This window comes from Nocardiopsis dassonvillei subsp. dassonvillei DSM 43111 (genome assembly GCF_000092985.1).
Classification (GTDB): Bacteria; Actinomycetota; Actinomycetes; order Streptosporangiales; family Streptosporangiaceae; genus Nocardiopsis; species Nocardiopsis dassonvillei.
This window is the reverse complement of the sequence record NC_014210.1, coordinates 3186732-3210750: the sequence shown is the minus strand read 5'-3', so window position 1 is coordinate 3210750 and position 24019 is coordinate 3186732. Positions and strand designations below refer to the sequence as shown.

Here is a 24019-nt window from a genome sequence, read left to right as displayed (position 1 = left end):
GGCGCAACCGACCGAACGCACCCACACGGACACGGAGCCCCACATGACTCCCCAACCTCCCGGCCCCCTGGAGCAGGGCGAGGTCCTCCAGGACCTCGCCGGGCGACTGGTCGCGGTCGTCCCGGAGGGCTGGCAGCAGCTCACCTACCTGGCCAGGGTGATCGGCGCCCACCGCAGCGACATGCTCGCCGTCCAGGAGGCGGACGGCCGGGTCCGGCAGCTGGTGGTGCCCGGCGGTGTCGGCGACCTGGTCGACGCGCTCAAGCGGTCCGGGTTCCGGGAGGGCGGGGGCACCTGGCTCTCCATGGTCCTCTCGGTCCACCACACGCACCAGTTCAACGTCGAGTACAACCACGACACCGAGCCCGACCTGCCGCCCGGGACGAGCCCGCTCGTCTACGCCCAGGAACTGGAGCGCTTTCCGCGCGCGCACGACCGGATCCCCGACTGGCTCGGCGCCCGGCTGGAGCAGGCGCGTGAACTGGATCCCGAGCGGATGCGCGAGGAGGTCGGCGCGGCCCTGGTGCGGGCCTGCGAGCGGGAGGGGCTGCGCGCCGACTTCCTGCCGCCGACCCGCCTGCGCGTGTTCGACTTCGGGGGCGCGGTCCTCATGGAGGCCGACATGAGGGAGACCTTCGACCAGGCGGTCATCGCCGCGGAGGAGCAGCGGACCGACCTGGCCGCCCGCTTCGCGGACTTCATGGCCGATGCCGCTCGGGAGCGGGAGCAGGCCGCCGACGGGTCCTCCGCCGAGGCGTCCTCCACCGGTACGCGGGACGCCGACCCGGCCGGCGCTCCCTCACCGCCGGACCCCGACGACACGGTGGCCGTCTCCCTGGCGGCGGCCTTCGCCGAGGCCGGGGTGGGCGCCGCCTTCCAGGGCGCCGACACGCTCGTCGTGACGCTGCCCGACGGCAACCACGCCAGCGCCGACATCAGCGGACTGCGCGCCGCACTGGGCGAGGCCACCCCCGAGCAGATCGCGCACAACACCGCCCAGTTCGCGCGCACGTCCGTCGAACAGCTGAGCCAGGCCACCGGACAGGGAGGCGGCGACACCGACGGACGGCTCCGGGTACGCCTGTACCCCGCCTCCGCCTTCCCCGAGGGCGTACTGGACTCCCTCCTGACCCGCGAGATCGCCCCCGGGCTGTGGCAGACCGTGGTCGTGGACGCCTCCGACTCGCTGAGGCCGCTGCCCCGCCAGGTGCACGAACGCTCCGGCCGCCCCGACGGCGAGGTCTTCGCCGAGGCGGTGGCCGCCTCCGTGGCCGAGGCCGTCGAGGTCAGCGAGCACGAGGTCGACGGGGCGCGCATCGTGCACATCGGCGGCCAGCACCCCTACGTGGCGGCGCACGCGCACGACCTCGACCGCCACCTCGGCGACCTGCCGCACGGCGCGCTCGTGGCCTTCCCCGTTCCCGAGGTGCTCCTGGCCCACCCCCTGGGGAAGGGCCACCCGATCGCCGCCCTGGACCACATGCAGCAGGTCGCCGAGCGGTTCACCGCCGACGGCGACAAGCCCGTCAGCGCCCAGCTCTACTGGTGGCACCCCGGTTCGCGCTCGCGCGATCGGGGCACGCCGCCCGACCTGCGTCCCGTGGGGGCCAGGATCGACCACGAGAACAGGTCGGTGGAGCTGCTGACCTCCGACGAGGAGTTCGGGCCCATGCTCGCCTCCCTGGTCGGGTAGCTGGCCGGGTAGACCGGGGGAGCCGTCGCGTCGGCGGCTCCCCGCCGCCCCTTCTCGCCCGCGGCACCGGTTCGCCGTCAGAAAGGACAGGTCCCTCATGCCCGACGCTTCGTCCCGCGCTCCGCGGCCCCGCCCGGTGCCGCCCCGGTCCCCGCGGGACCGCTCGGCCGCGTCCGGCCCGGTCCGGCCCCGTTCCGTCGCCTTCCGCGCGCTCGCGGCCCTCGGCGGCGCGGTCCTCACGGTCGGGCTGTGCGCCTGCGCCCCCGAGGCCCCGCCCGAGCGGCCCGTCGACCGTGTCCTCCTCTCACCCACCGCCGAACCCAGCACCTCCCAGACCGTGACCTGGCGCGCCTACGGCGCGCGGGAGGCCTTCCTGGAGATCGGTCCCGAGGACGAATCCGCAGAGCCCACCCGGGTCCGGGGGCGGGCCACCGGAGGGGAGGAGCCCGGTTCCACCTTCACGGCCACGGCCACCGGCCTGGAACCGGACACCGCCTACCGCTACCGGATCGGTACGGGCGGGGAAGGCGGCGAAGTCGCCGGAGGCGGGGGCGGCGAGGACGGCGACACGGGCGGAGCGGTGAGCGACTGGCGCACCTTCACCACCGCCGCCGAGGGGGCCCAACCCTTCAGCTTCCTGTACTTCGGCGACATCCAGAACGACATCACCGACGAGGCCGCCCCCGTCGTCAGGGCCGGGCTGGAGGCCGCGCCCGACGCCGAGCTGGCCGTGCACTCCGGCGACCTGATCGACTCGGCCGACAGCGGCTCGGAGTGGGACGAGTGGTTCGACGCCTTCGGCCCGGCCGCCGGGAGCATGAACCACGTGGCCACGCCCGGCAACCACGAGTACGACGACGGGCTGAGCGAACACTGGGTTCCGCAGTTCCGCGGCGCGGACAACGGCCCCGACCAGGGCGCGGACCTGGCCGAGACGGTCTACCACACCGACTACCAGGGCGTGCGGTTCGTGGTGCTCAACTCCAACTACCGCGAGGTGCCCTCGGACGGGGCCGAGCGGTGGCTGGACACGCAGCGGCGGTGGCTGGAGCGGGTGCTGGCCGACAACCCCCACGAGTGGACCGTGGTCACCTTCCACCACCCGGTCTTCTCCGCCGACCCCGACCGCGACAACGAACCGCTGCGCGAGGCGTGGCTGCCGGTGCTGGAGGAGTACGACGTGGACCTGGTCCTCCAGGGACACGACCACTCCTACACCCGAGGCAACATGGCCGAGCACCGGACCGGCGACCCCGGCACGCACACCGGCCCGGTCTACGTGGTCGCGGTGACCGGCCCCAAGACCTACGACGCTGCCGAGGACAACTGGACCGACCACGGAGCCGAGGTGCGCGTGCAGCGCACCGACACCCAGACCTTCCAGACGGTCTCGGTGGACGGCGACACCCTGGAGTACCGGTCCCGGACCGCCGACGGCCGGGTCGTGGACTCCTTCACCATCGTCCGGGACGGGGACGGCAAGCGCGTCACCGACGGCTCCTGAGGCACCGTCCCCGTCGTACGCGCCTCCGGGACGGCCGTTGTTCCCCCGCCACGGCCTCGGGTCTTGAGCGGGCCTTCGCGGCCCGCGGATCCTGACACGGAGTCAGGAAACGCCGTGGAAGAAGGCACGGATGTCGTCCGCGAGCAGCTCCGTCGCCTCCATCGCGGGGAAGTGACCGCCCTCGGTGAACTCGCTCCAGTGACCGATCGCCTTCCACGGGTCCACCGCGCGGCGCATGAGCGGGTGGGTGTCGAACACGGCCCATCCGGACGGCACGTCGGAGGCCGTGACCAAGTCGATTCCGGAGTGCGCGGACTCGTAGTAGAACTGCGCGCTCGACGCGCCGCTGCGGGTGAACCAGTACAGGCTGATGTTCGTGAGGAGCTGGTCGCGGTCGACCGTCTCGTCCGGCGTCCGGTAGGCGCCATCGGCCCTGGTCTTGAACTTCTCGGCGATCCACGCGAGCTGACCGACCGGCGAGTCGGTGAGCGCCGCGCCGATCGTGTCGGGGCGGTGGTCCTGCATCGCCAGGTACCCGCGCTCAGCCGCGGCCTCGGCGCGCACCGCCTCGATCTGGGCGGTCTCGTCATCGGACAGACCGTCGGGGTAGGGGAACTTGTCGCCGAGCAACCCGAGCCACCGCGGGTCGCTGCCGATGTGCGTGCCGATGACGCGCTCCGGGTGGAGCGCCGCGAGGCGGCCGGTGGTGCCCGCACCGATGTCGGTGCCGTGGGCCGCGAACCTCTCGTAGCCCAGACGCGTCATGATCTCGGCGTAGGCCTCCGTCGTCCGCGCCAGCTCCCAGCCGGTCCCCGACAGCGGGGTGGAGAACCCGAAACCGGGCAGCGACGGGACGACCACGTGGAACTCATCGGTCAGCAGCGGGATGAGCCGCTGGTACTCGACGAACGAGCCCGGCCAGCCGTGGTTCAGGATCAGCGGGACGGCCTCCGGGTTCGTCGATCGCACGTGGACGACGTGGAAGGTCTGGCCGTCGACGGCCGTCGTGAACTGTCCGTACTCGTTGAGCCCCTCCTCCTGCGCACGCCAGTCGAACCCGTCGCGCCAGTACTCGGCGAGCTCCTTCAGGTACACCAGCGGGATGCCGCGGCTGAAGTCGGTGCGATCGTCTCGGCCCGGCACCGGGACCGGCCAGCGCGTGTGCGCCAGCCGGTCGCGCAGGTCGTCGATGTCGGCCTGCGGGATGGCGATGCGAAACGGTGTGAGTGCGTTGTCCTCGTTCATGGCACCGACGTTTCCAGGCAATGCGGCAGGGGGGCTTCCGCGATCGCCGCAATGATGGGGAACATGTTGGAGACCTCCGCCCGCCTGCTCGAACTGCTGTCATTGCTCCAGCTCAAGCGCGACTGGACGGGCTCAGAGCTCGCCGGCCGGCTCGGTGTGAGCACGAGGACCGTGCGCGCCGACATCGGCAGGCTGCGCTCGCTCGGCTACCCCGTGGCCGCGCGTCCCGGTGTCGCGGGCGGGTACCGGCTGGCCGCCGGGACGGCGATGCCCCCGCTGCTGCTCGACGACGACGAGGCCGTCGCCGTCGCGGTCGGACTGGGTGTGGTCGCGACCCGGAGGCTCGGCGTCGAGGAGACATCGCTCACCGCGCTCGCGAAGCTGGAGCAGGTGCTGCCCTCGCGCCTGCGTCGGCGCGTCGAGGCGGTACGCGAGGCGACGAGCGTCGTTCCGGGGAACGAACCACCGCTCGACCCCTCGGTCCTCGGCGCGGTCGCCGCCGCGGTCCGCGGCGGCGAACGGCTCCGGTTCGGATACACCAAGCCCGGGGGGAGCGAAGGGGCCCGCCACACCGAACCGCGACGGCTGGTGAGCTGGGGGCCGCTCTGGTACCTGCTCGCGTGGGATCTGGACCGTGACGACTGGCGGATCTTCCGTGTCGACCGCATGGTTGCGCACGCACCGACGGGTGCGCGGTTCCAGCCGCGCGCGATCCCGGGGGACGATGCCGTCGGGTACGTCGTCGGACGCGTCAGCAAGGCGGCCTGGAAGTACCGCGCCCGGGTACTCGTGCACGCCCCCGCCGCCAGGGTCGCCGCGAAGATCCCCGTCCCGGTCGATATCGAGGTGGTCGACGAGACCACGTGCCGTGTCGAACTGGGTTCGGACGACCCGGACCGGCTCGCGCTGTGGATGACACAGCTCGACGTCGACGTCGAGGTGATCGACGGAGACGAGCTCGCGGCGGCGTTCGACCGCCTCGCGGCGAGGTTGCGCCGCGCGGCGGGCGGCGCGTCCACCACGTGAATCCCGCCCGTCGGCCCGGTGCGGGGCCCGGCCGTCCGCGCCCCGCTTGCCCGTGTCCGCCCGTGTCGGACCGATGGAACCCGGGCGGTTCCCGGGATCCGCTGCGACGTCCCTGCCCGAAGGAGCGGGCCGGCGCCGCCCGCGGCCGCTAGGAAGAGGAGGTCTCCCACCGCCCGGCGACCAGGTCGACGGCCTGGTCGGCCAGCTCCTCGCCCCATCCCTGGAACTCCAGCAGGGCCTCCCGGAACCGCGCCGCCCTCCGGAAGAGCTCCCCGTACCGCCTCTGCTCCTCCACCGGCAGCACCGGGAGCCGCATCCGGGACGGGTCGATCCTCAGACGGCCCCGCATGCTGCTGCTCATCCGGGTGATGTTCCGGCTCTCCCCGGAGCTGGTGACGAACCCCGCCAGGAACCACGGGTCCACCGCGCCCGGGTTCGTGCGCACCACGTACAGGCCGCCGCCGGGGTAGGCGCCCGCGTCGTCCCCGGTCGCCACCCGCGCGGCGGGCCTCGGCGCGACCGCGGGGATGAGGACGTCGCCCTCCTGGATCGGGGGGTTGCGCATCGGGTCGGCGTCCACCTCCTCCGTGCGCGAGGCTCCCGCTCCGCGGGCCACGTCCTCACCGGTGACCACCCTGGCGCTGGTGCGCGGGCCCGCCTCCTCCGCCGAACGCCGGGGGAGGGGCCGCCGGATCGTCACCGACCCGGCCCGGGCCAGCTCGCCGAGCGTGACCACCCCGACCGCCTCACCGCCGGGCTCGGCCCGCGGCGCCTCGGGCAGGAGCGTGCGCAGCGTACGCAGCGCGCCCTCCAGGCGCGTGCGCCGCTCGGCGAACAGGTCCAGGTCGCCCGCCGCGGCGCGCGGAACCGGAAGGCGCGCGCGGGGGGTCAGGTCGACGTCCTCGTCCAGCAGGTCGGCCACCTCCAGCGTCCGCGCCACACCCGGGTGCTCGTCGAAGTCCTCCGGGTCGGCCAGGTACTCCCGCCAGAGCCGGTCGATCCGGCCGAGGACCTCGCCCGGCGGGCAGGTCTGCCCGGGCTCGTGCGGGGCGGTGTCCACGAGCAGCACGGGAGCGGGGACCGCGTCCCGCTCCGGTCGGCGCAGCACCCACAGCTGGAGGGGAACGGCGTAGTGGGCCGCGAACCCGGGCGGGAGCGAGACCACCGCGCGGAAGGCGCCCGCGCGCAGCAGCGACCGGCGGATGCGCCGACCCGAGGGGCGCTGGGCGGCGCCCGGGGGCATCAGCACGACCGCCGAGCCGCCCGGCCGGACCAGGGACAGGCAGTGCTGGACCCAGGCCAGGTCGGACTCCAGGCGCGGGGGGACCCCGTACGTCCACCGGGGGTCCTCCGCGAGCTCCTCGACGCCCCAGTTGCGCTCGCCGAAGGGCGGGGCGCACACGACCGCGTCGGCGCCGTCCGCGCCGTCCGGTGCGTCCGGGGCGAACGCGGGCAGGCGCAGCGCGTCGGACACCCGCAGGTCCGCCTCCCCGGTCAGGGCCCCGGCGAAGGCCAGGCGCAGGGCGGCCAGCCACACCGAGGCGGCGTCCCGGTCCTGCCCCAGCAGGGCGCGCCGTCCACCGCGCGCGGCGGCGAGCAGCAGCCCGCCCCGCCCGCAGGCGGGGTCGGCCACGGTGTCCTCGGGGCCGGATCCGGCGTTCGCGATTCCGGCCAGAACCACCATGAGGTCGGCCAGCTCGGGCGGGACCGTGTGCGAACCGGAGGGGGAGCGCTGGTCCAGGCGGCTGAGCAGGCGTTCGAAGGCCGTCCGCGGATCGCTCTCCCGCACGGCGCGCACCGCCGCGTCGGCCAGCGGCGCCAGTCGGGCGTCCGGAACGGGTTCGGGGCGGTGCTCGGCCAGAGCGGCCAGACCCGCGCCTTCGAGGAGGCCCTCGAAGTCCCGCCACGCGCGCCCCGCCAGCGCGGATCCGTCCTGCTTCCCGGGTTCACCGGCGCTGTGTCCCCCGGTGCCGGGGTCGCGGCTCAGGTGCCACAGCAGCACCCCGGCCCGGACGAGCGCCGCGTCGACGGGGACGGAGCCGCGCAGGGAGTCCAGCGCCTGCCACAGGCGCTGGTCGGGGTCGATGCTCGGGGCCCGGCGGTGGGTGGACAGCCACTCCTCCACCTGCCCCAGGTCGAACCGGGGGCTGCGGTCGGTGCCCCCCACCGGTCTGGGGAAGTCGTCGTGGCGGCGCCGCCAGTTGCTCACGGCCGTCGGCTTCACGCCCGCGATCCTGGCGATGTCGGCCGAGCTCACCTCCACCTCACCGGAGCCCATGGCTTCCCCCACCCGTTCGGGACGACAGCAGACCGGTCACGACTATACACACGCGTCGCGTGAAAACCCTGTTCGCGAGCTTCTGGACTGGGAGATCGCGGTGGTTGGGCGGATTCACAGCAAAACGGGTGTACGCGGGGGAGGACCGGGTAGCCGTGTCCAGTATCCGGTGGGACGGGTGCGATGTCGCGAACGTATCGGCGTTCCGGCACCGCGGGCCCCTTCGAAGCGGACCGGACGGGCGACCTGTGGAGGAGCGGGCGGATGCTGGAATGGTGGGAGGCCGCGCTCCGGCTCGGCTGCGCGTTCGGACTGGGCGCGCTGGTCGGCGTCGAACGCCAGTGGCGGGCGCGCATGGCGGGCCTTCGCACCAACGCGCTCGTCGCCGTGGGGTCGGCGCTGTTCGTCCTGCTGGCCGCCTACTCCGTCGACGAGGTCAGCCCCACGCGTATCGCCGCCCAGGTGGTGTCGGGCATCGGCTTCCTCGGCGCGGGCGTCATCCTGCGCGACGGCATCAACATCCGCGGCATCAACACGGCCGCGACGATCTGGTGCGCCGCCGCCGTGGGCGTCCTGGCCGGAAGCGGCGTCTACCTGGTCGCGGCGATGGGCGCGGTGGCGGTGGTGGCCGCCAACGTCCTGCTGCGCCCGGTGGCCCGGCGGCTGCAGAAGAGTTCGCCCGTCAACTCCAAGGACGACGAGACCGTCTACCGGATCCGGATCGTGTGCACGAACGCCCAGGACCCCCACATACGGGCCCTGCTGCTCCAGGCGCTGTCCGAAACCGAGTTCACACTGCGCTCCCTGGACTGCCGCCACCTGGAGGAGGACGAGGAGCTGGTGTCCGTGTACGCCGACATCTTCGCCGGCGGACACCAGGACGAAGCCGTGGAGCAGCTGGTCAGGAGGCTCAGCCTGGAGCCGGAGGTCTCGTCCGTGCGCTGGCAGCAGCTGGACGAGGACGCCGAGTGAGCGCCTCGGCCTCCCGGTTGCGGTGAACGGACCGCCCGCCGTTGCGGCTGCTCCTAGCCTGGTGGACATGAACGAGCACGCCTCCTCCACCGCCACGGCCGGTGATGACACGCCCCTGACGGCCGCGCTCCGGGAACTGGACCTGCCCAGCCGACTCCTGGACGACCTGGCCGCCCACCCCGACGACACCGGCGGGGTCCTCATGGGCTCCGCCGCGGAACTGCGCCGTGCGGGACGTGCCACCCGGGCCCGCCGCCTGCTGGAGACCGTGCGCGAGCACCCTCCCACCCCGGAGGACGGCCAGTACGCCTCCGTCGAGCTGGCGGACCTCCTGCGGAAGGGCCAGGACCCTCGGGACACGGCCGAGGCGGAGCGGATCACCTCCGAGCTGCTGCGCCCCGGCCGCCTGGGCCAGGGGCCCGCCGACCTGCTCGGTGAGTACATGCGGGAGCTGGAGCGCTGGGACGAGGCGCTGCTCTGCTTCAACATCGCCGCCCGACACCTGCTCGCCGAGCCACCGGAGGAACTCGCGGAGGAGGACGACCTCTCCCTGTCCCCGCTCGTCAACCGCCTGCTGGCGCGGATGAAGCTGGGCCTGCCGCGCGACGGCCACGACGAGGTGGCCCTGGTCGTGGCCCAGCGGCAGGCGGAGGACGCGCTGGAACTGCCCTACGAGGAGGACCGGCTGGAGAAGGGCGACCCGGTCCGTGAGGTGGAGGCTCTCTACTCCCGTGCGGCCTTCGACGGGGCCCGCGAGCGGGGGCTGCTCAGCGGGGAGACCGCCGAGCACGGCGCCGACGCCTACTACCGCGCCGCCGAACGGAGCCTGCGCGAGCGCGACCGCGAACACCCCGGGGCGCGGCGGGGCGTGGTGCTGCACGGGGTGGAGGACATCGTCGAGTTCGCCGAACGCTCCGGCCTGGACCCGGCGGACGACGACACCGCCCTGATCTGGGCGGAGCGGGAGCTCACCGCGGACGACCCGAGGCTGCGCTCGTGGCCGCCCGGCCGCAACGAGCCCTGCTGGTGCGCTTCGGGGCGCAAGTACAAGAAGTGCTGCGGGTCACCGTCCAACCGGTGACCCGCGCCGCCTTCGACGCCGATACCGACCCTCGGCCCGGTTGGCGGTGATCCTTGCCAGCGGTGGCGCGGACCCGCGGTGGCACACGCTGCCTCTCGGATCGTCACGGTCCGGCCGCTTCGGCGGCTGATCGGCACGCGCCCCCGCTGTGCCCCACGACCACGCCTGTGGAGAACCACGGACAGGGCACGGGTTCTCTGCCACCATCGGTGGGATGGAACTCCGGTCTCACCACGTTCGTACGCTCGTCGGCTCCGTGGACGTGCGGACCGTGGACCTGTGCGTGGGCGGCAGTGCGGTCACGGCCGTGTACCGCCCCGTCGAGGAACAGGGCAGGCTGCGTGCGGGCGGCAGGGTGCTCGGCCCGCGCCTGGGGCTCTACCAGGTCCTTCAGGCGCTTCCCCTGGGGGAGTGGGTGCCGGTCGACGCACTGACCGAACGCGAGCGACGCATCCTCCCCGCGCTTCCCGCGTGGACGCGCTCACGAAGGAACCGGCGGGTTCGCCGGATCGCGGACGCCCCCGTCCGGCTGGACCTGCTCGTCATTCAGGGGAAGGGGTGGCTCGACGCGCTCGACCGGGCCTGTGCGCTCGGCCCCGTCGCACCCCGCACGGTCGTGTGCCCACCGCTCGGTGAGGACCGACAGCGGGCGTGCTGGGAGGCGGACTACTACGGGGTGGGACTCGCTGAGCACGGCGGCGGCGGGGTGAGGGTTCTGGTGAGGCCCCGCACCGGGGTTCCCGAATCCGCCGCGGCGCTCCACTGGCGCCTCGCCGAGCGCGTTCACCGGGCAGCGGAGGAAGGAGAGCCCTCGTCCCCGGCTCCCGCCCAATAGCGCAACGCGTCCGAGGCCCTGAATGTGTCCTGCCTGGGGGAGATCGCTCTGTTGTGCCACTCGTATTCGAGATGGGCCCGTTGACACATTCCCCGCCACCGCGCCCTCATGTCGTCGTAGGAGTGCTCGGAGCGCAGTTCCCTCCACCACCGGGACCAGAGCGCCATGTTGTGGGCGTGGGCCCCTCCCGTGTCGGAGGTGTCCTGGAAGTCGGTGAGGGGCCTGCCCACCTCACCGTTGTCGCGTGCCTCGCCCCATTCGACGCAGGGCAGACAGTCGCACCTCCGGGAGTCCCGCAGCCGTTCGGCGAGGGTGGAACCGTGGAAGTAGCCCATCAGGGCGGGCATGATGACGTCGGGACTGGACTTCGACCCCGGCCCGCCGCCCTGCTTCCCCGGAGGGACCGCGTGACGGACCGAAGCGGTGTCCCCGATGGAGGCGAACGCCGCCCCGTGCGCCATCGCGTCCAGTGCGGCCAGATCGGTTCTGAGCAGTGCGGTCTCCGGACAGGCGCGGAGGACCTCCCGCAACGCCCTCGCCCTGGCCCCCGATCCCACCGGGTTCCCCCTGTCCCCGAGGATCAGCGCCTTGGGCGCACGCGCACGTCGCAGGGAGGCGACCAGGTGCTCTCGGCGGTCGGTGAGCCACCGCGCGTCGACGGGTACCGAGAAGACCACGCCCCACACGCCCGCCTCGTTGATCTGCCTGACGGCCTCGTCCAGCGCCCGTCCTCCCGCGTCGTCACACCGTAGGTACCGGGTGGGGGACAGGACCAGGTCGACGGGGTTCGACGCCAGGTGTTCGAGGGTCGCTCCGACGCCCGTCCGCCGTGTGTCGACGCGGAGCTGCCGTTCGAGCGTGAAGGGTTCCTCGGGGGTCGCGTGGAAGTCCTCGTACGCCGAGGGGTCCAGGACCACGGGGCAGCCAGGGCCCTTTTCCGTGACGAATTCCTTCGCCTTGTCTTGCGCGTTCTTTCCGGAGAAGACAACACCTGCGGATTCGACGGAAACCCTGTCCAACGGCGCGCTGGCGGTGCCCTTGACATGCAGCAGGACGCGGTCGCGTACGGCGGCGAGGGGATCGGACGGGGCGTGGCTGGCGGACGGGGACGGCCCGGGGGAACGGGGCACCGCTTCACCTCGTGGTTACGCGTCGGCGTTCGCGGGGTTTCTGCCCGGTACCTGTTCGCCGAATCCCACATGGCCGGTTGAGGCCACGGGGCGTGTGTGCGCTGTGGCCGGTGTTTTTCGTGAGGTGTTCGTGTGGTGGAAACCGGAGCTGCGGCCCGAGCACATGCCGGGACTGCCGGTCCGCTCCTCGGGCAGGGTCGCCGAGGGGGTGGGGCAGGGATGGCACACCAACACATAGACGAAAATTCAGGATTGTCATATTGGGAAATAATGTACCGATATGTCGTCATGTCTTTCCCTCTTCTCTTTTGTTTCACGCGCCGTGTCCGCGTCCTGTGTCGGCCAATTTCTGGGATATGCGCCTCTTGATGGTGTCGGTGCGGCCGGTCAAGGATTGTCGGTATGGCCAAGAAGAAAACGCGCGACCCCTGGCGCTACTGGGGTGTGGCGGTCATCCTTTTCGCACTTTTCGGATGGTTTCTGCCTGAAGTGGGGCCGATGTGGATCGCGGTCGCCTCCGCGGTCTCGGTCCTCTACGTCTTCTTCCAGATGCCGTTGCCGTGCGGTGCCTGGAACCGGGGCGAGAAGACGCGGTGCCGCAACAACTCACCGGGGCTGCTGCCGGGGTGCCACATCGAGCAGCACCGGTGGCAGACGGTGAAACTCATGGTGCGCACGGGCGGTTGGGGAGAGCTCCGAGCCAAGGTCTTCGCCAGCTGGAAGAGGGCCCTTCCCGCCGTCGTCTCCGCCGCCACGATCGTGTCCGGGGTCGCCGCGGTCGCCCAGCTCGCCGTCGCCGTGGCCGTCGCCTGAGCATCGGACCCTTCCCTTGCCGGTGGTGGCCGGACCCGGCCACCACCGTGCCCGGGCGGACACGACCGGTGAGAATCGCCCTGCCGGTCACAGCCCCGGGAAGAGGAGAGTCGCGAGCGTGGACAGGCACGGCTTCGGAGAACTGGTCACCGACGAACAGTGGGAGCGGTTGACCGCGTCGGCGATGACGCGGAGGTTCGCCCGGGGGGAGGCGCTCCTGCGGCAGGGCGAGGTCGGCGGAGGGGTGCACCTCATGCTGAACGGCCGCGCCAAGGTGGTCTCCATCAGGGCCGACGGCTCCTGCGTCCCCCTGGCCTTCCGCACCCGCGGGGAGATGCTGGGGGAGTCCGTCCTCGCCGGGGCCGAGCGCCCCAGGAACGCCACGGTCACGGCCCTGTGCCCGAGCACGACCGCCTTCCTCCCCGCGGACCGCTTCCGCAGGGTCGTGGACGAACTCGATCTGGGAAGCGCGCTGTGGCACAGCGCCCTCATGCGTCAGGACGAGGGCGACCGACTCAGGGTGCAGCAGGCCTCCCTTCCCGCCGACCGCAGGCTGCCCGCCGCCCTGCTCCATCTCGCCTCGGTGATGGGCGAGCCCCTCCCCGCACCCGTGTCCGAGGACGGCGCGCCGGTCACGCGCGGATGCCTGTTGGGGGTCCCTCTGGCCCAGAGCGAGATCGCCGGATTCGCGGGCATGTCGCGTACCTCCCTCCACCACGCCTACACCTCCCTCCGGGAGCGGGGCGTCATCCGCACCGGACGGCAGTACGTGGCCATCCTCGACCTGGAGGCGCTGGAGGCCCTGGCGGCCGGAGACGAACCGGTGTGACGGCGGACACTCCACGTCTCCTGTGTTCAGAACTGAACACCACGGGACGCGTGCGCCGGGGAGTGTGGTCCCGTCCGGCCCGAGAGAAGGCCCCCGCACCCCCAGGAGTCCCCGGTGGAGATCGACCTGTCCCGCATCGGCAAGAGCGAGCCCCTCCCTCCCTACCGCGCCGTGCTGGCGGTGGACATGGAGAAGTTCAGCGCCAGCAGCGCCCGCCACCAGCAGTCCATCGGCCGGTTGATACCGCAGGTGCTGGAGGAGGCGTTCACCCACGCCGACATGCTCCCCGTCTGGAAGGACGCCCGCTTTCCCCGCCACAGCGGCGACGGCTACGTCATGGGGGCCGAGCCCGAACACCTGCCCTACCTCATCAGCCCCTTCCTGGAGGAGTTGCAGAAGGCTCTGGAGCGGATCCAGCCCTACCTGGCCGCCCTCGACCGCAACCTGCGCATGCGGCTGCGCGCCAGCATCGACGTCGGCCCCCTGCCCGACACCGGCGACGGCAGCGGCATCGACGCCATGGGCGAGGCGATGATCAGCACCCACCGGCTGCTGGACTCCGAGCCCGTCCGGCGCGAACTGGAGGCATCCGACCCCGACACCACCCTGCTGGCCACCATCGTCTCCCGCCGCGTCTACGAGGACGTGGTGCTCGGCGGTTTCGCCCCCGTCCGCGCCAGCCGCTGGCGGCCCGTGCACGCCTCCGTCCCCTCCAAGGACTTCCAGGCCGAGGGCTACCTGTTCGTGCCCACCCCCTCCAGGGGCCCCGGCGCGCACGCCGAACCCGAAGAGGTCCCCGCGCCCGAACGGGACCGTCGCCCGGCTGGGCCGAGCCCCGCAGCGCCGGGCGGGACCGCCCCCACCACGGGCAACAGCGTCGGCCACAACGACCGCGGCCAGGTCGTCCAGGCCGGAACGGTCAACGGCGGTGTGAGCTTCGGGGGTGCCTCCGATGCCTCCTGAAGAGCCCTGGGACGCGGACGCCTTCGACGAGATCGAAGACGAGAACCCGGCCGAAGCGCTCGTCGGCGATCAGCTCCGGGTACTCGCGGGCAACACGGTCCGGGACAACCGGGGTCAGGTGGTCAGCGCCGACAGCATCATCGGAGGCGTCCACTACCACGAGTACCGCGAGTTCCTCGGCGAGGCCGCGACCCGCAGACTCCGCCACGCCGCCGAACTGGGACCGGACCGGACCAAGGACATCCTGGCCGCCTTCTGCCCCAGCGACGCCCGGAAGTACACCGCGTTCACCGAGGAACTGGCGCGGCACCGGATGGGACTGGTCACCGGCGAACCCGGCAGGGGCCGGACGACCACCGCGATCCACGCGCTGGCCACCCTGTGCCCGCACGAACCCGTGGATGAGGTGATCGCCGACCTCGACGTCGACGACGCCGGCCTGGCGGACATCACCCTGTCCTCCGAACGCCCGCGCTTCATGGACCTGAGCGACCTGCGCGAGCCCAGTGCGTCCCAGCGTGCCGCGGTCAGGGCCTTCGTCGAGAAGGTCCGCGCCTCCGGCGCCCTCCTCGTCGTCATCTGCCGTTCCGACACCTGGGAACAGGAACTCGCCGCCTGCCGGGCACGACTGCGCATCGACGCCCCGGCACGCGCCGTGGACGTCTTCCGCCAGTCCCTGGTCCGTCTGTACGGTGCGGACCGGGCCCGCCGCTGGGCCGCCGACCGGCGTGTGGAGGCGGCGCTGTCCGGTGTCGGACCAGCCCGCGCGGTCCGGCTCGCCGAGGACGTGCAGCGCACCAGCCCTCCGTACGCTCCCCTAGCCGAGGAGGACCACACAGCCTGGATCGAGCGCGCGCTCAAGGAGTTCGCCGACACCGCGGACACGCTGCCCGGCTGGTCCGCGGGTGACGGGGAGAACGAGTTCACCCGGGTCCTCACCCAGGCCGTGGCACTGCTGGAGGGCACGTCCTCGGACACTGTGGTCCGCCACGCCCACGGGCTGGCGGAGCGGTGGGGGGTGTCCCCGATGCGCCCCACTCCCATCTCGGGCAGCGGCTTCACCGAGTACCTGGGAGGGATCGGCGCCCACGTCACGGGGGACCGGGTCCGCTTCCACCGACCCGGCCACGGTGAAGACGCCCTGGACCACCTGTGGCGCGAGCACCCCGACGCACGGGCCTCCTTCCAGGAGTGGGCCTGGGAGACGGCGCCCCTGCTCTCCCGGGGAGAGCGGATCGACGTCGCCCGCCGCTGGCTGGCCCTGGCCCGCCGGTACCGCGACCCGGCCCCGCTGGAGACGCTGCTGGACCGCTGGAGCGCTTCGCCCGCCCTGCAACCGGCCGCAGTCCCCGCGATCGCCGAGGCGGCCGTCACCCGCGAACTGGGCTCCTGGATCCGTCACCGGCTCTACCGCATCGCCTCCTCGCGCAGGCCGACGCCGCGCGACCGGATGGTGCTGGAGGTGTGCCGGATCTACGGGAAGATCCAGCCGAAGACGGCGCTCACCCGGCTGCGCCACCTCGCGAACAGGGCCGAGGCTTCCTGGGAGGGGGACCTCCTGTGCGCCCTGGCGGACATCGCGGCCGAACCGGGCAACCTCGCGGTGGTGCTGGACGCGCTGCCTCGCTGGGTGGACGGCGGCGGCAGGCGCTCCACCCTGGCCGCCTGTCTGCTGCTGCGCCTGTTGGAGGTCGAAGGACCCAAGGGCTCGCCGGTCCTGTCCGCACTGCGACGGGGCGCGTTGGAGCCCGCGCCGGTCTCGGCCGCCTGGTGCGCCCTCCACCTGTCTGACGTCCGCCCCGACGCCGTGCTGTGGGCCTGGCTCGGCGCCATGGCCGACCAGCGCCGGGCGGACGGGCCCGTCCCCGCCTCGCTGCTGGGCGCGGCGGCCGGGGACCCGGGCTTCGCCGACACGCTCCGCCGCTGCGCCCGCCGCTGGTCCTGCGCGCACACCCGTACCTCGCCCGCGGTGGAGGAACTGCGCCGCGCCCTCGACCCGTCCTGAGGAGAGCCATGCTCCGAGAACTGTTCACATCGCTGATCCACGCCCTGTTCGGCCCTCCGCCGGACAGGAGGCGCCCGGACACCCACGAGGTCGTGCAGGAACAGCTCGTCTTCACCGCGCGTCTGCCCACCAGCAGCCAGGGTCTGTGGTTCGACGCCGCCTTCGATCTCACGGTGGTCTGGTACCGGGCCGAGGACAGCGAACACGCCCGTGGCCGGGCACTGCTCCAGAGCGCCCTGATACGCGAGGCCGCCCGGCGCAGCGCCGACTTCCCGCTCGGCGACCACGGCCGCGCACAGGCGGAGGTCGCCTGCGTGCTGACCGGGGGAGGCACCTTCGGCGTGTCGGCCGTGCACGACCTCGGCGTCAGCGTGGCCCTCACCGCGCACGAGGAGGACCTCGCCCTCGAACGCCAGCGCCAGCTGGTGTGGCACCGCGCCGAGGTGGCCCGCGAGGAGCACCAGGTGCGCATGCGCCGGGTCCGGGAACTGCTGGAGGAGGTGCTGCACGATCCGCTCACCGCGCGCGTGTGGTGGTTCGAGCAGCACCAGGAGCGCTGGAACGAGATCGCCCAGGCCGGCGCCGCGCTCGACCTGCTGTCCCCTCGGCAGGAGTACACACCCGAGGCGGAGTTCCGGTTCCCGGAAGGCCGGTCGGACGGTACCGGTTCCTCCGAGGACCCGGTCCTGGACGCCTTCCTGTCCGGGTTGGAGGAGTGGGAGGTCGCTCCGGTTCTGGAGAAGTTGGCCGCCCTCCTGGAAGGTTTCGAGCGCCGCGACCTGGTTGAACGCCTTCGGAACAGGTGGCCGCAGGACTGACTCCAGACAGGTGGGCCATGGGCGCTGACATGGGCGTCCGTGGCCCGCCGTGTGCGGGCTGTCGTGGCTTCCTCAGGCCTGGTTGCTCCGTCCCGTCCCTGTGCCGCTGCCCGGAAGGTCGCGGTCGAGGCGAGGGCGGGGGAACGGGCGCCTCAATGGTGCGGCCACACACGGTCACCAGAGCCGAAAAACTTCTTCGTCATTATGGTTGGCTATATTCACAGGAAGATCTATGCTGTCATGAACCTACGGTTTCTGTGAGTGCACACAGCCCCGGCAGCCGGATCGAGTTCCGAACGTGAGCCCCCGGCTCTGCAGCCGACTGTTCCGTGACTGGTCCGACCAGGGTGACGCCAACGCCCCCCGTGGCGCCGCCCACCGCACCTTTCTCCGTGAGGGAGGCGAAACGATGGGGAGCAACGCCCGCCAACGGATCATCGAGCAGGAACAGACCGCTGTGGATCGGGCCCACCGATGTCTGGAACGGCAGCGCGGCCAGACCACACGGCTGGCCACCGCCGACGCCGCCGCCAGCGCCAAGGACAGCGTGGCCCAGCACGAGGAGTACGCACGCTGGGTCGCGCAGTACGAACTCGGCGGACAGCAGCTCGTCGTCCAACGTGTGGATCTTCAGGAGGAGAGCGGCGACGAGACCTTCTACGTGGGCCGCAGAAGTGTCCGGGATGAGGACGGGAACGTCTTCGTCGTCAAGTGGTCCAGCCCGGCGGCGGTCCGCTGGCGCCGTGAGCGGGGAACCGAGAAGGGCGCCGTGACGCTTCGCCGACGCCTGCGCTGCCACGGCGAACGCGTGGTGGACTACCACGACGAACTCGTCCGCAAGGCCGACGAGCCTTCCTCGGAGCAGGCTTCCCCGGCCCAGGTGGCGGTCGCTATCCGGGCCCGGAAGGAGCAGGAGGCGGGCACGGCACAGGACCCGTTCCTCCTCCGGGAACTGGACCGCTCCCGCGACGGTCTCATGCGCGACATCGTCGAGACGATCCACCGCGACCAGCTCGACCTGGTCTGCCACGACCGGCCCGGGGCGCTGGTGGTCCAGGGCGGTCCGGGGACCGGCAAGACCGCGATCGGCCTGCACCGTGTCACCTGGCTGCTGGACAACGACCACTTCACCCCGGGCCAGATCCTCGTCGTCGGCCCCAGCCAGTACTTCCTCGACTACGTCAGCGAGGTGCTGCCCTCACTGGGCACACGCGGCGTGACCTCACTGCGCGTCGACGACCTGTGCCCGGGGCGAAGCGGAGGCCACGACACCGCCGAGCAGCACCGGATCAAGTCCGATGCCCGGATGGCCGGGGTCCTGCGCCAGGCGGTCCGCCAGACGGTACGCGCGGGGGCCTGGTCGAAGTTCCTCGACGGCGATCAGCTCAGAATCCGGGTCGACGAGAGCCCCTTGGCCGTGGCCGAGGCCGACATCGAGCGGATCTTCGACGAGGTGCTGGAGTCGGACGCACCCCTCAACACCCGCCGCCAGCGCTTCACCGACCTGCTCGTGGACCGCATGCTCGACCAGGTCTCCTACCGGCACCGCCGCCAGGGACAGGCGCTGCGCCGTCGCATCACGTCCTCCCTGGCCGGACCCGTCAACGCCACCTGGCCCCGGATCTCCGAGAACCGCCTCTACCGCAGGCTGCTCGGCGACGCCCAGGTCCTGGGACAGGCCTCCGAGGGCGTCCTCACCGCCGAGGAGCAGTCCGCCCTGTACCGGCTCACGGCCGCCCAGACCGGGCAGGAGTCCTGGACCAGCGCCGACCTGCTCTGTCTGGAGGAACTGCGGATCCTCCTCACCGGAGACACCCCCGACCGCTACCGGCACATCGTGGTGGACGAGGCACAGAACCTCACCCCCATGCAGCTGCGTGCCCTGGCCCGCCGCTGCCCGAGCGGTTCCCTCACCATCCTGGGCGACCTCGCCCAGTCCACGGGCACGCACAGCCACACCGACTGGGCGGCCCTGACCGACCACCTGGAACTGCCCGACGGCTGGGAACTACAGGAACTCACCCTCGGATACCGCATCCCCAGCCAGGTGATGCACACGGCCGTCCCCGCCGCCGTGGCCGCCTCCGAACTGACCACCTTCCCCGAAACGCTCCGCGAGCCCCGGGACGGGGAGCTGACCATGGCCCGTCTCGCCCCCGAGGACCTGATCGATGGTGTCCGTGAGCGCGCGACCGAACTGCTGGCCAAGGGAGGCGAGCGCTCCGTGGCGGTCATCGCCGACGACGCCTCCCCGCACCTGAAGTCGATCACGGACGCCTTGGCGACCGGCCCCGCACCCGCCGAGGGCACCGTCCGAGCCCTGGCGGCCTCCGACGTCAGCGGCCTGGAGTTCGACCACGTCATCCTGGTGGAGCCGCGCCAGATCTCCGACGCCGGCCCCGGAGGCCACGGACGGCTCTACGTCGCTCTGACCCGGTGCACCCAGACCCTGACCGTCCTGCACACCGGATCTCTGCCCGACACCCTCGTCGACCCGTTCGCCCCCGTGACAGACCACGAGAGAACCTGCACCCGCCACCACGCCGACGGTCAGCGGTGCCGCAACCGCACGAGTTCCCCGGACGGCTGGTGCCGGCAGCCCGGATGCGGCGGTTACCGCACCAGGCGGGCCCGGCGCCCGGAGGGCCAGCAGACCGTGCTGGGTTCGCCCGCCGGGCTGGACACCGGAGCCCGGTTGGAGCCCTCCGTGCGGGCTGCCACGATCACCGTCAGCGCCGCGGCGCGCGCCCGCTTCGCGGTCCGCCACAGGGCCACGGCCAGGGAGGCCGAGGTCGAGATCCGGGCCATGCTCGGCGACTTCCTGACCGAGGGCCGACAGGCCCGGCGCACGGACGGGTACTGGCACCTGGAGCGCGACGGCTACCGGTTGGTCCTGGACCGGTCCGCCGCGTCGGTGGTCGACTACCAGACCGTGCACGCCGAACGCAGCTGGGCCCAGCACAGGGCGGGGATCGACTCCCGGATCTCCCAGCGCACAAGGCACAACGACACCACCACAAGGCACCGTGACACCGCGACCGAGCGGATCGAGGAGCAGCCGATGAGCGCGCCCACACCACCGGTTCCGCCGCAGCCCGGGCCCCAGGACCCCACCGCGGCCGAGCACCTGCGCCTCTTCCTGGCCGGAACCGCACAGCGGGAGGAGGCCCGGGACCAGAGCGTGTACGGCTTCCTGCGCCACAGCCTCATCGCCGACCTGTACCGGGCGGGGAGCCGACCGGACGACCAAGAGAACGGCGACGTACTCTGCCATCTCTCCGGCCTGTCCGTGCTGTACCGCGTTCTGCCCGAGGAGGACACGGGTTACGAAAGGCTGCGCCGCGAGGCCCTGGAGTTGCTGGAGGCGCGCTGGGCCCGGGGAGCGGAAGCCGACCGGGTGTGCCTCGTCCTCCCCGCTCCTCCTGAGGAGGACTGGTCGGCCCCGGCGCTGCTCGGCGCCCTGGGGGTGTCGGTGATCTGGCGGGAGGCGGACACGTGGCGCGGCGAGAACGCGGCCCTGATCGCCGGGGAGCGCACGCACGCCGACCGGGCCTGAGCCCACACGCCGCACCCACACGACGGCCCCGTTCCCGTGCCGAGAACGGGGCCGTGCGGCGGGCGTTCAGGAGTTGCGGTTCGAGAGCGCGTCGCGCATCCGGTCGATGAGCCCCGCGCCCGGGTCCAGGATCCTGTTGGCGGGCGGGGTGTCGGGCGCGCCGGGGTGGGGGCGCGTGGGCGCCGCCTCCTTGGCCTTGACCACCTTGGCGCCCAGTTCCCGCAGCTCCTCCGGCGTGCACGCGGCGCGCAGGCGCGGCAGCAGGTCCTTCTCCTCCTCCTCGACGTGGTGGCGGATGTCCGAGATCAGCGTGTTCAGCAGCCTCTGGAACTCGGGGTCGTCGGCGTCCAGTCCCTCCAGGTCCTTCATCACCTGCTCGGCCTCGGCGTGCTCCTGGAGCTCGTGGTCGGCGATCCGGTCGCCGTCGTCCAGCACCCGGCGCGCCGCCGGGTACATGTGCTGCTCCTCGGCGACCGAATGCCGTACCAGCTCGGTGATCACGTGTTCTGTGAGCTGTTTGCGCGCCTCGGGCGAAAGCGGACCCTCCAGCTCTGTGAATATCCGCTCGACCTGGCGGTGGTCGGAGATGATGACCTCGATGAGGTCGGGTTTCTGGGTTTCCGCGGCCATGTCTCTCCCCCTGAAATCACGGATGCCGGTGTCGATGAACACTGCCCGTGACGGGTCCTTCCTAACACGGCAGTCGTGGCTCGTCGCGTTCCACCGGATGGCTGCGGTGCCGATGTCCCAACGCAGGCGCCGCGGTGGCGCATTGGGCTGATGGGTGGGGTTCCCTCCCCGGGCGGGGCACGTCATGTTGTGCGTGAACACGAGGAGGCGGCGGTACAGGGCGCCTGGATCGGGGCGTGTGACCAGTGCGGAGCGGACGCCCGGTGTCAGGAGTCCGTGCCCCGCACCCGGGCGGCGACCTCCTCGCGCAGGCGCGCGGCCCTGGGGTCGGCGAACCCCTCCAGGGCCTGCAGTGCCTCGCGCCAGTGCCCCCTGGCCGTCTCGGCCTCCCCGGAGGCGGCCAGCGCGGAGGCCAGCCGGTCCAGACAGACCGCCAGCTTCCACCGGTCCCGGTACCTGCGGTACGTGCTGACCGCCTGCCGGTAGAACTTCGCAGCCTCCTCGTGGCGTTCGAGAGCCGTGTACACCCCGCCCACCCCCTCGAAGGCTTCGGCCTCGCGCACGTGGTCGGCCGTTCGGCGGTGCAGGCCCGCCGCCTCATGGAACGAGAGCAGGGCCTCTTCCAAGTCCCCGAGCCGAGCTTGGTCCCTGCCGAGCTCTAGATACGCGAACCCCTCCAGGACGACGTCGTCGAGTTCGCGGGCGACCTCCAGTGCCCGCCGCACACAGGACAGTCCGCGGTCGGTGCGGCCCAACTCCCGCCAGGCCGCGCTCAGAGAGGCCAGGCAGGCGAACTCGCTCATCCGGTCGCCGGTCTCCCGGTGGATGCCGATGGCCCGTTCACCCAGGACCGTGGCCTCCTCCGGTTCACCCAGTTCGAGCACGCACTGGGCGAGGTTGCCGAGGACGATCCCCTCCCACAGGCGCTCACCGGCACGCCCCACCAGTTCGAGGGAGCGCTCGAAGTGCTCACGGGCCTCACCGAGCCCGTGTGTGCGAAGGCGGGCCAAACCGATGGCGTTCAGCGACATGGCGACACCGAACCCGTCGTCCGCGTCCCGCCTCAGTCCGAGCGCACGCTGGTGGTGGACCAGGCCCTCCTCGGGGCGGTTGGCCTGTACACAAGCCATACCCAGGCTCTCCTCCAGGTCCGCCTCGGTCGAGGTACGGCCCTCCCGCCGTGCCGCCTTCAGCCCGAGGCGGGCGGTCGTGAGCCATGTGGAGTCGAAGGAGTGGAAGGTGTGGAAATGCCTCAGGGCGGAGGCGAGCCGCCATGCGATGCTGTCCATGCCCGCGGGGACGGCCGTCTCGACGGCGGCGGTCAGGTTCCTGTTCTCCAGCTCGAACCACCTGACCGCCTCCGCGCTGTCCGCGAACTCACGGAGTTCCCCGGCCTCCTCCTCGGGCGGTCCGATGTGCCTCAGGTGGGAGCCCACGGCTGCGGCCGCGGCGTCCGCCACACACAGGTACCAGGTCAGGAGTCGTCGCAGCGCACGCTCTCGGGCCTCCCCCTCCTCTTCGTGGCGTACCTGGTCGGTGGCGTAGGAGCGGAGCAGGTCGTGGAAGCGGTAGCGGTCGGTGCCGGTCTGCTCCAGAAGGTGGGCGCCCACGAGGGCGTCCAGGGTGCGCCGGACACGGCGGACCGGGAGCTCGGCCAGGACCGCCGCGGCGCCCGCGTCGAAGTCCTGGCCGGGATGCAGGCCGAGCAGCCGGAACAGACGCGCGGCCTCCTCGGGCAGAGCCCGGTAGGACCAGGCGAAGACGGAGCGGACCGCGTCGGCCTCCTCCGCGTCGTCGGTGGCCAGCGCGTCCCAGAGAGCCGACTCGTCGCGCAGGTCCTGGATGAGGTCGTCCAGCGGCATGTACGGACGGCTGGCCGCACGCTCGGCGGCGATGCGCAGGGCAAGGGGGAGCCGCCCGCACAGCCGGGCCAACTCGGTCACCTCCCGTGGGTCGTCCTTGGGCCGATGGTGGCCGGTGACGTGCTCCAGGAGTTCCACAGCCTCGTCGGAAGCCAGGGTGTGCACGGTCAGACGCCGCGCTCCGTTCCTGGCGACCAGGCCGGACAGTCGGTCCCTGCTGGTGACCAGGACCACGCAGCCCGAGGAGCCGGGAAGCAGGGGGCGCACCTGCGCGGTGGTCGACGCGTTGTCGAGGAGGACCAGGACACGCCGGTCCGCCAGGAGGGAACGGTAGAGGGCGGACCGACTGTCGAGGTCGGCGGGTATCGAGTCAGCCGACACCCCGAACGCCCGTAGGAACCTGTCGAGCACCTGTTCCGGGGCTATGGGGAGCCCGGGACCGTAACCGTGCAGGTCAACGTAGAGCTGTCCGTCGGGAAAGTGCTCCCGGGCCAGGTGCGCCCAGTGCAGGGCCAGAGCCGTCTTGCCCACCCCGGCCGTACCGGCGATGACGTGGAGCGTGGACTCCGCGTACCCGTGCGCTTCCTCGCCGGTGCGGTGCAGGTGTGTGCTGAGCACCGCCAGTTCACCGACGCGGTTGACGAACCCGCGCACGTCCGCGGGGAGCTGCCGGGGCACCGGAGCACGGGAGGGAGCGGGCTCGTGCCCGTGGAAGTGAACGCCGCCCCGGACGTCCCGCGCCTGCACCGCACGGCCGGAGACGTCGGACATACGTGACC

17 protein-coding genes are annotated in these 24019 nt (G+C 72.3%); 12 read left to right on the top strand and 5 right to left on the bottom strand.

The window, feature by feature from the left end; all coding sequences use genetic code 11:
- The first annotated feature begins 43 nt into the window (after positions 1-43).
- Both NDAS_RS13300 and NDAS_RS13295 read left to right on the top strand, forming a co-directional pair.
- The gene (locus NDAS_RS13300) at positions 44-1693 is read left to right on the top strand and encodes a hypothetical protein (RefSeq protein ID WP_013153715.1); all 1650 of its coding nucleotides are present in this window, start codon (positions 44-46) and stop codon (positions 1691-1693) included.
- 97 nt (positions 1694-1790) lie between these two features.
- Positions 1791-3197 carry a purple acid phosphatase family protein gene (locus tag NDAS_RS13295; RefSeq protein WP_013153714.1) on the top strand — a complete coding sequence of 469 codons (1407 nt, stop codon included), beginning with the start codon at positions 1791-1793 and terminating at the stop codon, positions 3195-3197.
- Between the two features lie 102 nt (positions 3198-3299).
- Here NDAS_RS13295 and NDAS_RS13290 read toward each other — a convergent pair whose 3' ends face one another.
- Positions 3300-4442 carry an epoxide hydrolase family protein gene (locus NDAS_RS13290; protein WP_013153713.1) on the bottom strand — a complete coding sequence of 381 codons (1143 nt, stop codon included), beginning with the start codon at positions 4440-4442 and terminating at the stop codon, positions 3300-3302.
- Between the two features lie 63 nt (positions 4443-4505).
- On the opposite strand from NDAS_RS13290, the gene NDAS_RS13285 reads away from it, so the two are divergent.
- Entirely contained in the window at positions 4506-5468 is a 963-nt protein-coding gene (locus NDAS_RS13285; protein WP_041552756.1) for a helix-turn-helix transcriptional regulator, read from the top strand.
- 148 nt (positions 5469-5616) lie between these two features.
- On the opposite strand, the gene NDAS_RS13280 is transcribed toward NDAS_RS13285, so the two are convergent.
- The gene (locus tag NDAS_RS13280; protein ID WP_013153711.1) at positions 5617-7746 is read right to left on the bottom strand and encodes an N-6 DNA methylase; all 2130 of its coding nucleotides are present in this window, start codon (positions 7744-7746) and stop codon (positions 5617-5619) included.
- 264 nt (positions 7747-8010) lie between these two features.
- On the opposite strand from NDAS_RS13280, the gene NDAS_RS13275 reads away from it, so the two are divergent.
- The 3 genes from NDAS_RS13275 to NDAS_RS13265 all read left to right on the top strand — a co-directional run bounded on the left by NDAS_RS13275 (position 8011) and on the right by NDAS_RS13265 (position 10634).
- On the top strand, positions 8011-8718 hold the full coding sequence (locus NDAS_RS13275; protein ID WP_013153710.1) for an MgtC/SapB family protein: 708 nt from the start codon (positions 8011-8013) through the stop codon (positions 8716-8718).
- 67 nt (positions 8719-8785) lie between these two features.
- Positions 8786-9799, top strand: a complete 1014-nt coding sequence (locus NDAS_RS13270; protein ID WP_013153709.1) for an SEC-C metal-binding domain-containing protein — start codon at positions 8786-8788, stop codon at positions 9797-9799.
- Between the two features lie 214 nt (positions 9800-10013).
- Complete coding sequence (locus tag NDAS_RS13265) at positions 10014-10634, top strand: hypothetical protein (RefSeq protein ID WP_013153708.1); 621 nt, start codon at positions 10014-10016, stop codon at positions 10632-10634.
- On the opposite strand, the gene NDAS_RS13260 is transcribed toward NDAS_RS13265, so the two are convergent.
- Complete coding sequence (locus NDAS_RS13260; RefSeq protein ID WP_041552755.1) at positions 10583-11551, bottom strand: hypothetical protein; 969 nt, start codon at positions 11549-11551, stop codon at positions 10583-10585. The genes NDAS_RS13265 and NDAS_RS13260 overlap by 52 nt on opposite strands.
- Positions 11552-12166: 615 nt before the next feature.
- Here NDAS_RS13260 and NDAS_RS13255 point away from each other — a divergent pair.
- The 6 genes from NDAS_RS13255 (at position 12167) to NDAS_RS13230 (ending at position 20748) form a co-directional block, all read left to right on the top strand.
- Positions 12167-12577, top strand: coding sequence for a hypothetical protein (locus NDAS_RS13255; protein ID WP_013153706.1), 411 nt, complete (start codon positions 12167-12169; stop codon positions 12575-12577).
- A gap of 118 nt (positions 12578-12695) precedes the next feature.
- On the top strand, positions 12696-13406 hold the full coding sequence (locus tag NDAS_RS13250; protein ID WP_013153705.1) for a Crp/Fnr family transcriptional regulator: 711 nt from the start codon (positions 12696-12698) through the stop codon (positions 13404-13406).
- A 114-nt stretch (positions 13407-13520) separates the two neighbouring features.
- Positions 13521-14369, top strand: a complete 849-nt coding sequence (locus tag NDAS_RS13245; RefSeq protein WP_013153704.1) for a hypothetical protein — start codon at positions 13521-13523, stop codon at positions 14367-14369.
- Complete coding sequence (locus NDAS_RS13240) at positions 14359-16374, top strand: hypothetical protein (protein ID WP_013153703.1); 2016 nt, start codon at positions 14359-14361, stop codon at positions 16372-16374. The genes NDAS_RS13245 and NDAS_RS13240 overlap by 11 nt, the downstream gene beginning before the upstream one ends.
- An 8-nt stretch (positions 16375-16382) precedes the next feature.
- Positions 16383-17192 carry a hypothetical protein gene (locus NDAS_RS13235; protein WP_013153702.1) on the top strand — a complete coding sequence of 270 codons (810 nt, stop codon included), beginning with the start codon at positions 16383-16385 and terminating at the stop codon, positions 17190-17192.
- A gap of 409 nt (positions 17193-17601) precedes the next feature.
- Complete coding sequence (locus NDAS_RS13230) at positions 17602-20748, top strand: HelD family protein (protein ID WP_013153701.1); 3147 nt, start codon at positions 17602-17604, stop codon at positions 20746-20748.
- Between the two features lie 66 nt (positions 20749-20814).
- On the opposite strand, the gene NDAS_RS13225 is transcribed toward NDAS_RS13230, so the two are convergent.
- Complete coding sequence (locus tag NDAS_RS13225) at positions 20815-21378, bottom strand: hemerythrin domain-containing protein (RefSeq protein ID WP_013153700.1); 564 nt, start codon at positions 21376-21378, stop codon at positions 20815-20817.
- Positions 21379-21644: 266 nt separating this feature from the next.
- The gene (locus NDAS_RS13220) at positions 21645-24011 is read right to left on the bottom strand and encodes an ATP-binding protein (RefSeq protein WP_013153699.1); all 2367 of its coding nucleotides are present in this window, start codon (positions 24009-24011) and stop codon (positions 21645-21647) included.
- Positions 24012-24019: the final 8 nt, after the last annotated feature.

Bases quoted from the DNA above. Each gene is read 5' to 3' on its own strand.
- NDAS_RS13300 (WP_013153715.1), top strand. From the start codon at position 44: ATGACTCCCCAACCTCCCGGCCCCCTGGAGCAGGGCGAGGTCCTCCAG.
- NDAS_RS13295 (WP_013153714.1), top strand. From the start codon at position 1,791: ATGCCCGACGCTTCGTCCCGCGCTCCGCGGCCCCGCCCGGTGCCGCCC.
- NDAS_RS13290 (WP_013153713.1), bottom strand. From the start codon at position 4,442: ATGAACGAGGACAACGCACTCACACCGTTTCGCATCGCCATCCCGCAG.
- NDAS_RS13285 (WP_041552756.1), top strand. From the start codon at position 4,506: ATGTTGGAGACCTCCGCCCGCCTGCTCGAACTGCTGTCATTGCTCCAG.
- NDAS_RS13280 (WP_013153711.1), bottom strand. From the start codon at position 7,746: ATGGGCTCCGGTGAGGTGGAGGTGAGCTCGGCCGACATCGCCAGGATC.
- NDAS_RS13275 (WP_013153710.1), top strand. From the start codon at position 8,011: ATGCTGGAATGGTGGGAGGCCGCGCTCCGGCTCGGCTGCGCGTTCGGA.
- NDAS_RS13270 (WP_013153709.1), top strand. From the start codon at position 8,786: ATGAACGAGCACGCCTCCTCCACCGCCACGGCCGGTGATGACACGCCC.
- NDAS_RS13265 (WP_013153708.1), top strand. From the start codon at position 10,014: ATGGAACTCCGGTCTCACCACGTTCGTACGCTCGTCGGCTCCGTGGAC.
- NDAS_RS13255 (WP_013153706.1), top strand. From the start codon at position 12,167: ATGGCCAAGAAGAAAACGCGCGACCCCTGGCGCTACTGGGGTGTGGCG.
- NDAS_RS13240 (WP_013153703.1), top strand. From the start codon at position 14,359: ATGCCTCCTGAAGAGCCCTGGGACGCGGACGCCTTCGACGAGATCGAA.
- NDAS_RS13235 (WP_013153702.1), top strand. From the start codon at position 16,383: ATGCTCCGAGAACTGTTCACATCGCTGATCCACGCCCTGTTCGGCCCT.
- NDAS_RS13230 (WP_013153701.1), top strand. From the start codon at position 17,602: ATGGGGAGCAACGCCCGCCAACGGATCATCGAGCAGGAACAGACCGCT.
- NDAS_RS13225 (WP_013153700.1), bottom strand. From the start codon at position 21,378: ATGGCCGCGGAAACCCAGAAACCCGACCTCATCGAGGTCATCATCTCC.
- NDAS_RS13220 (WP_013153699.1), bottom strand. From the start codon at position 24,011: ATGTCCGACGTCTCCGGCCGTGCGGTGCAGGCGCGGGACGTCCGGGGC.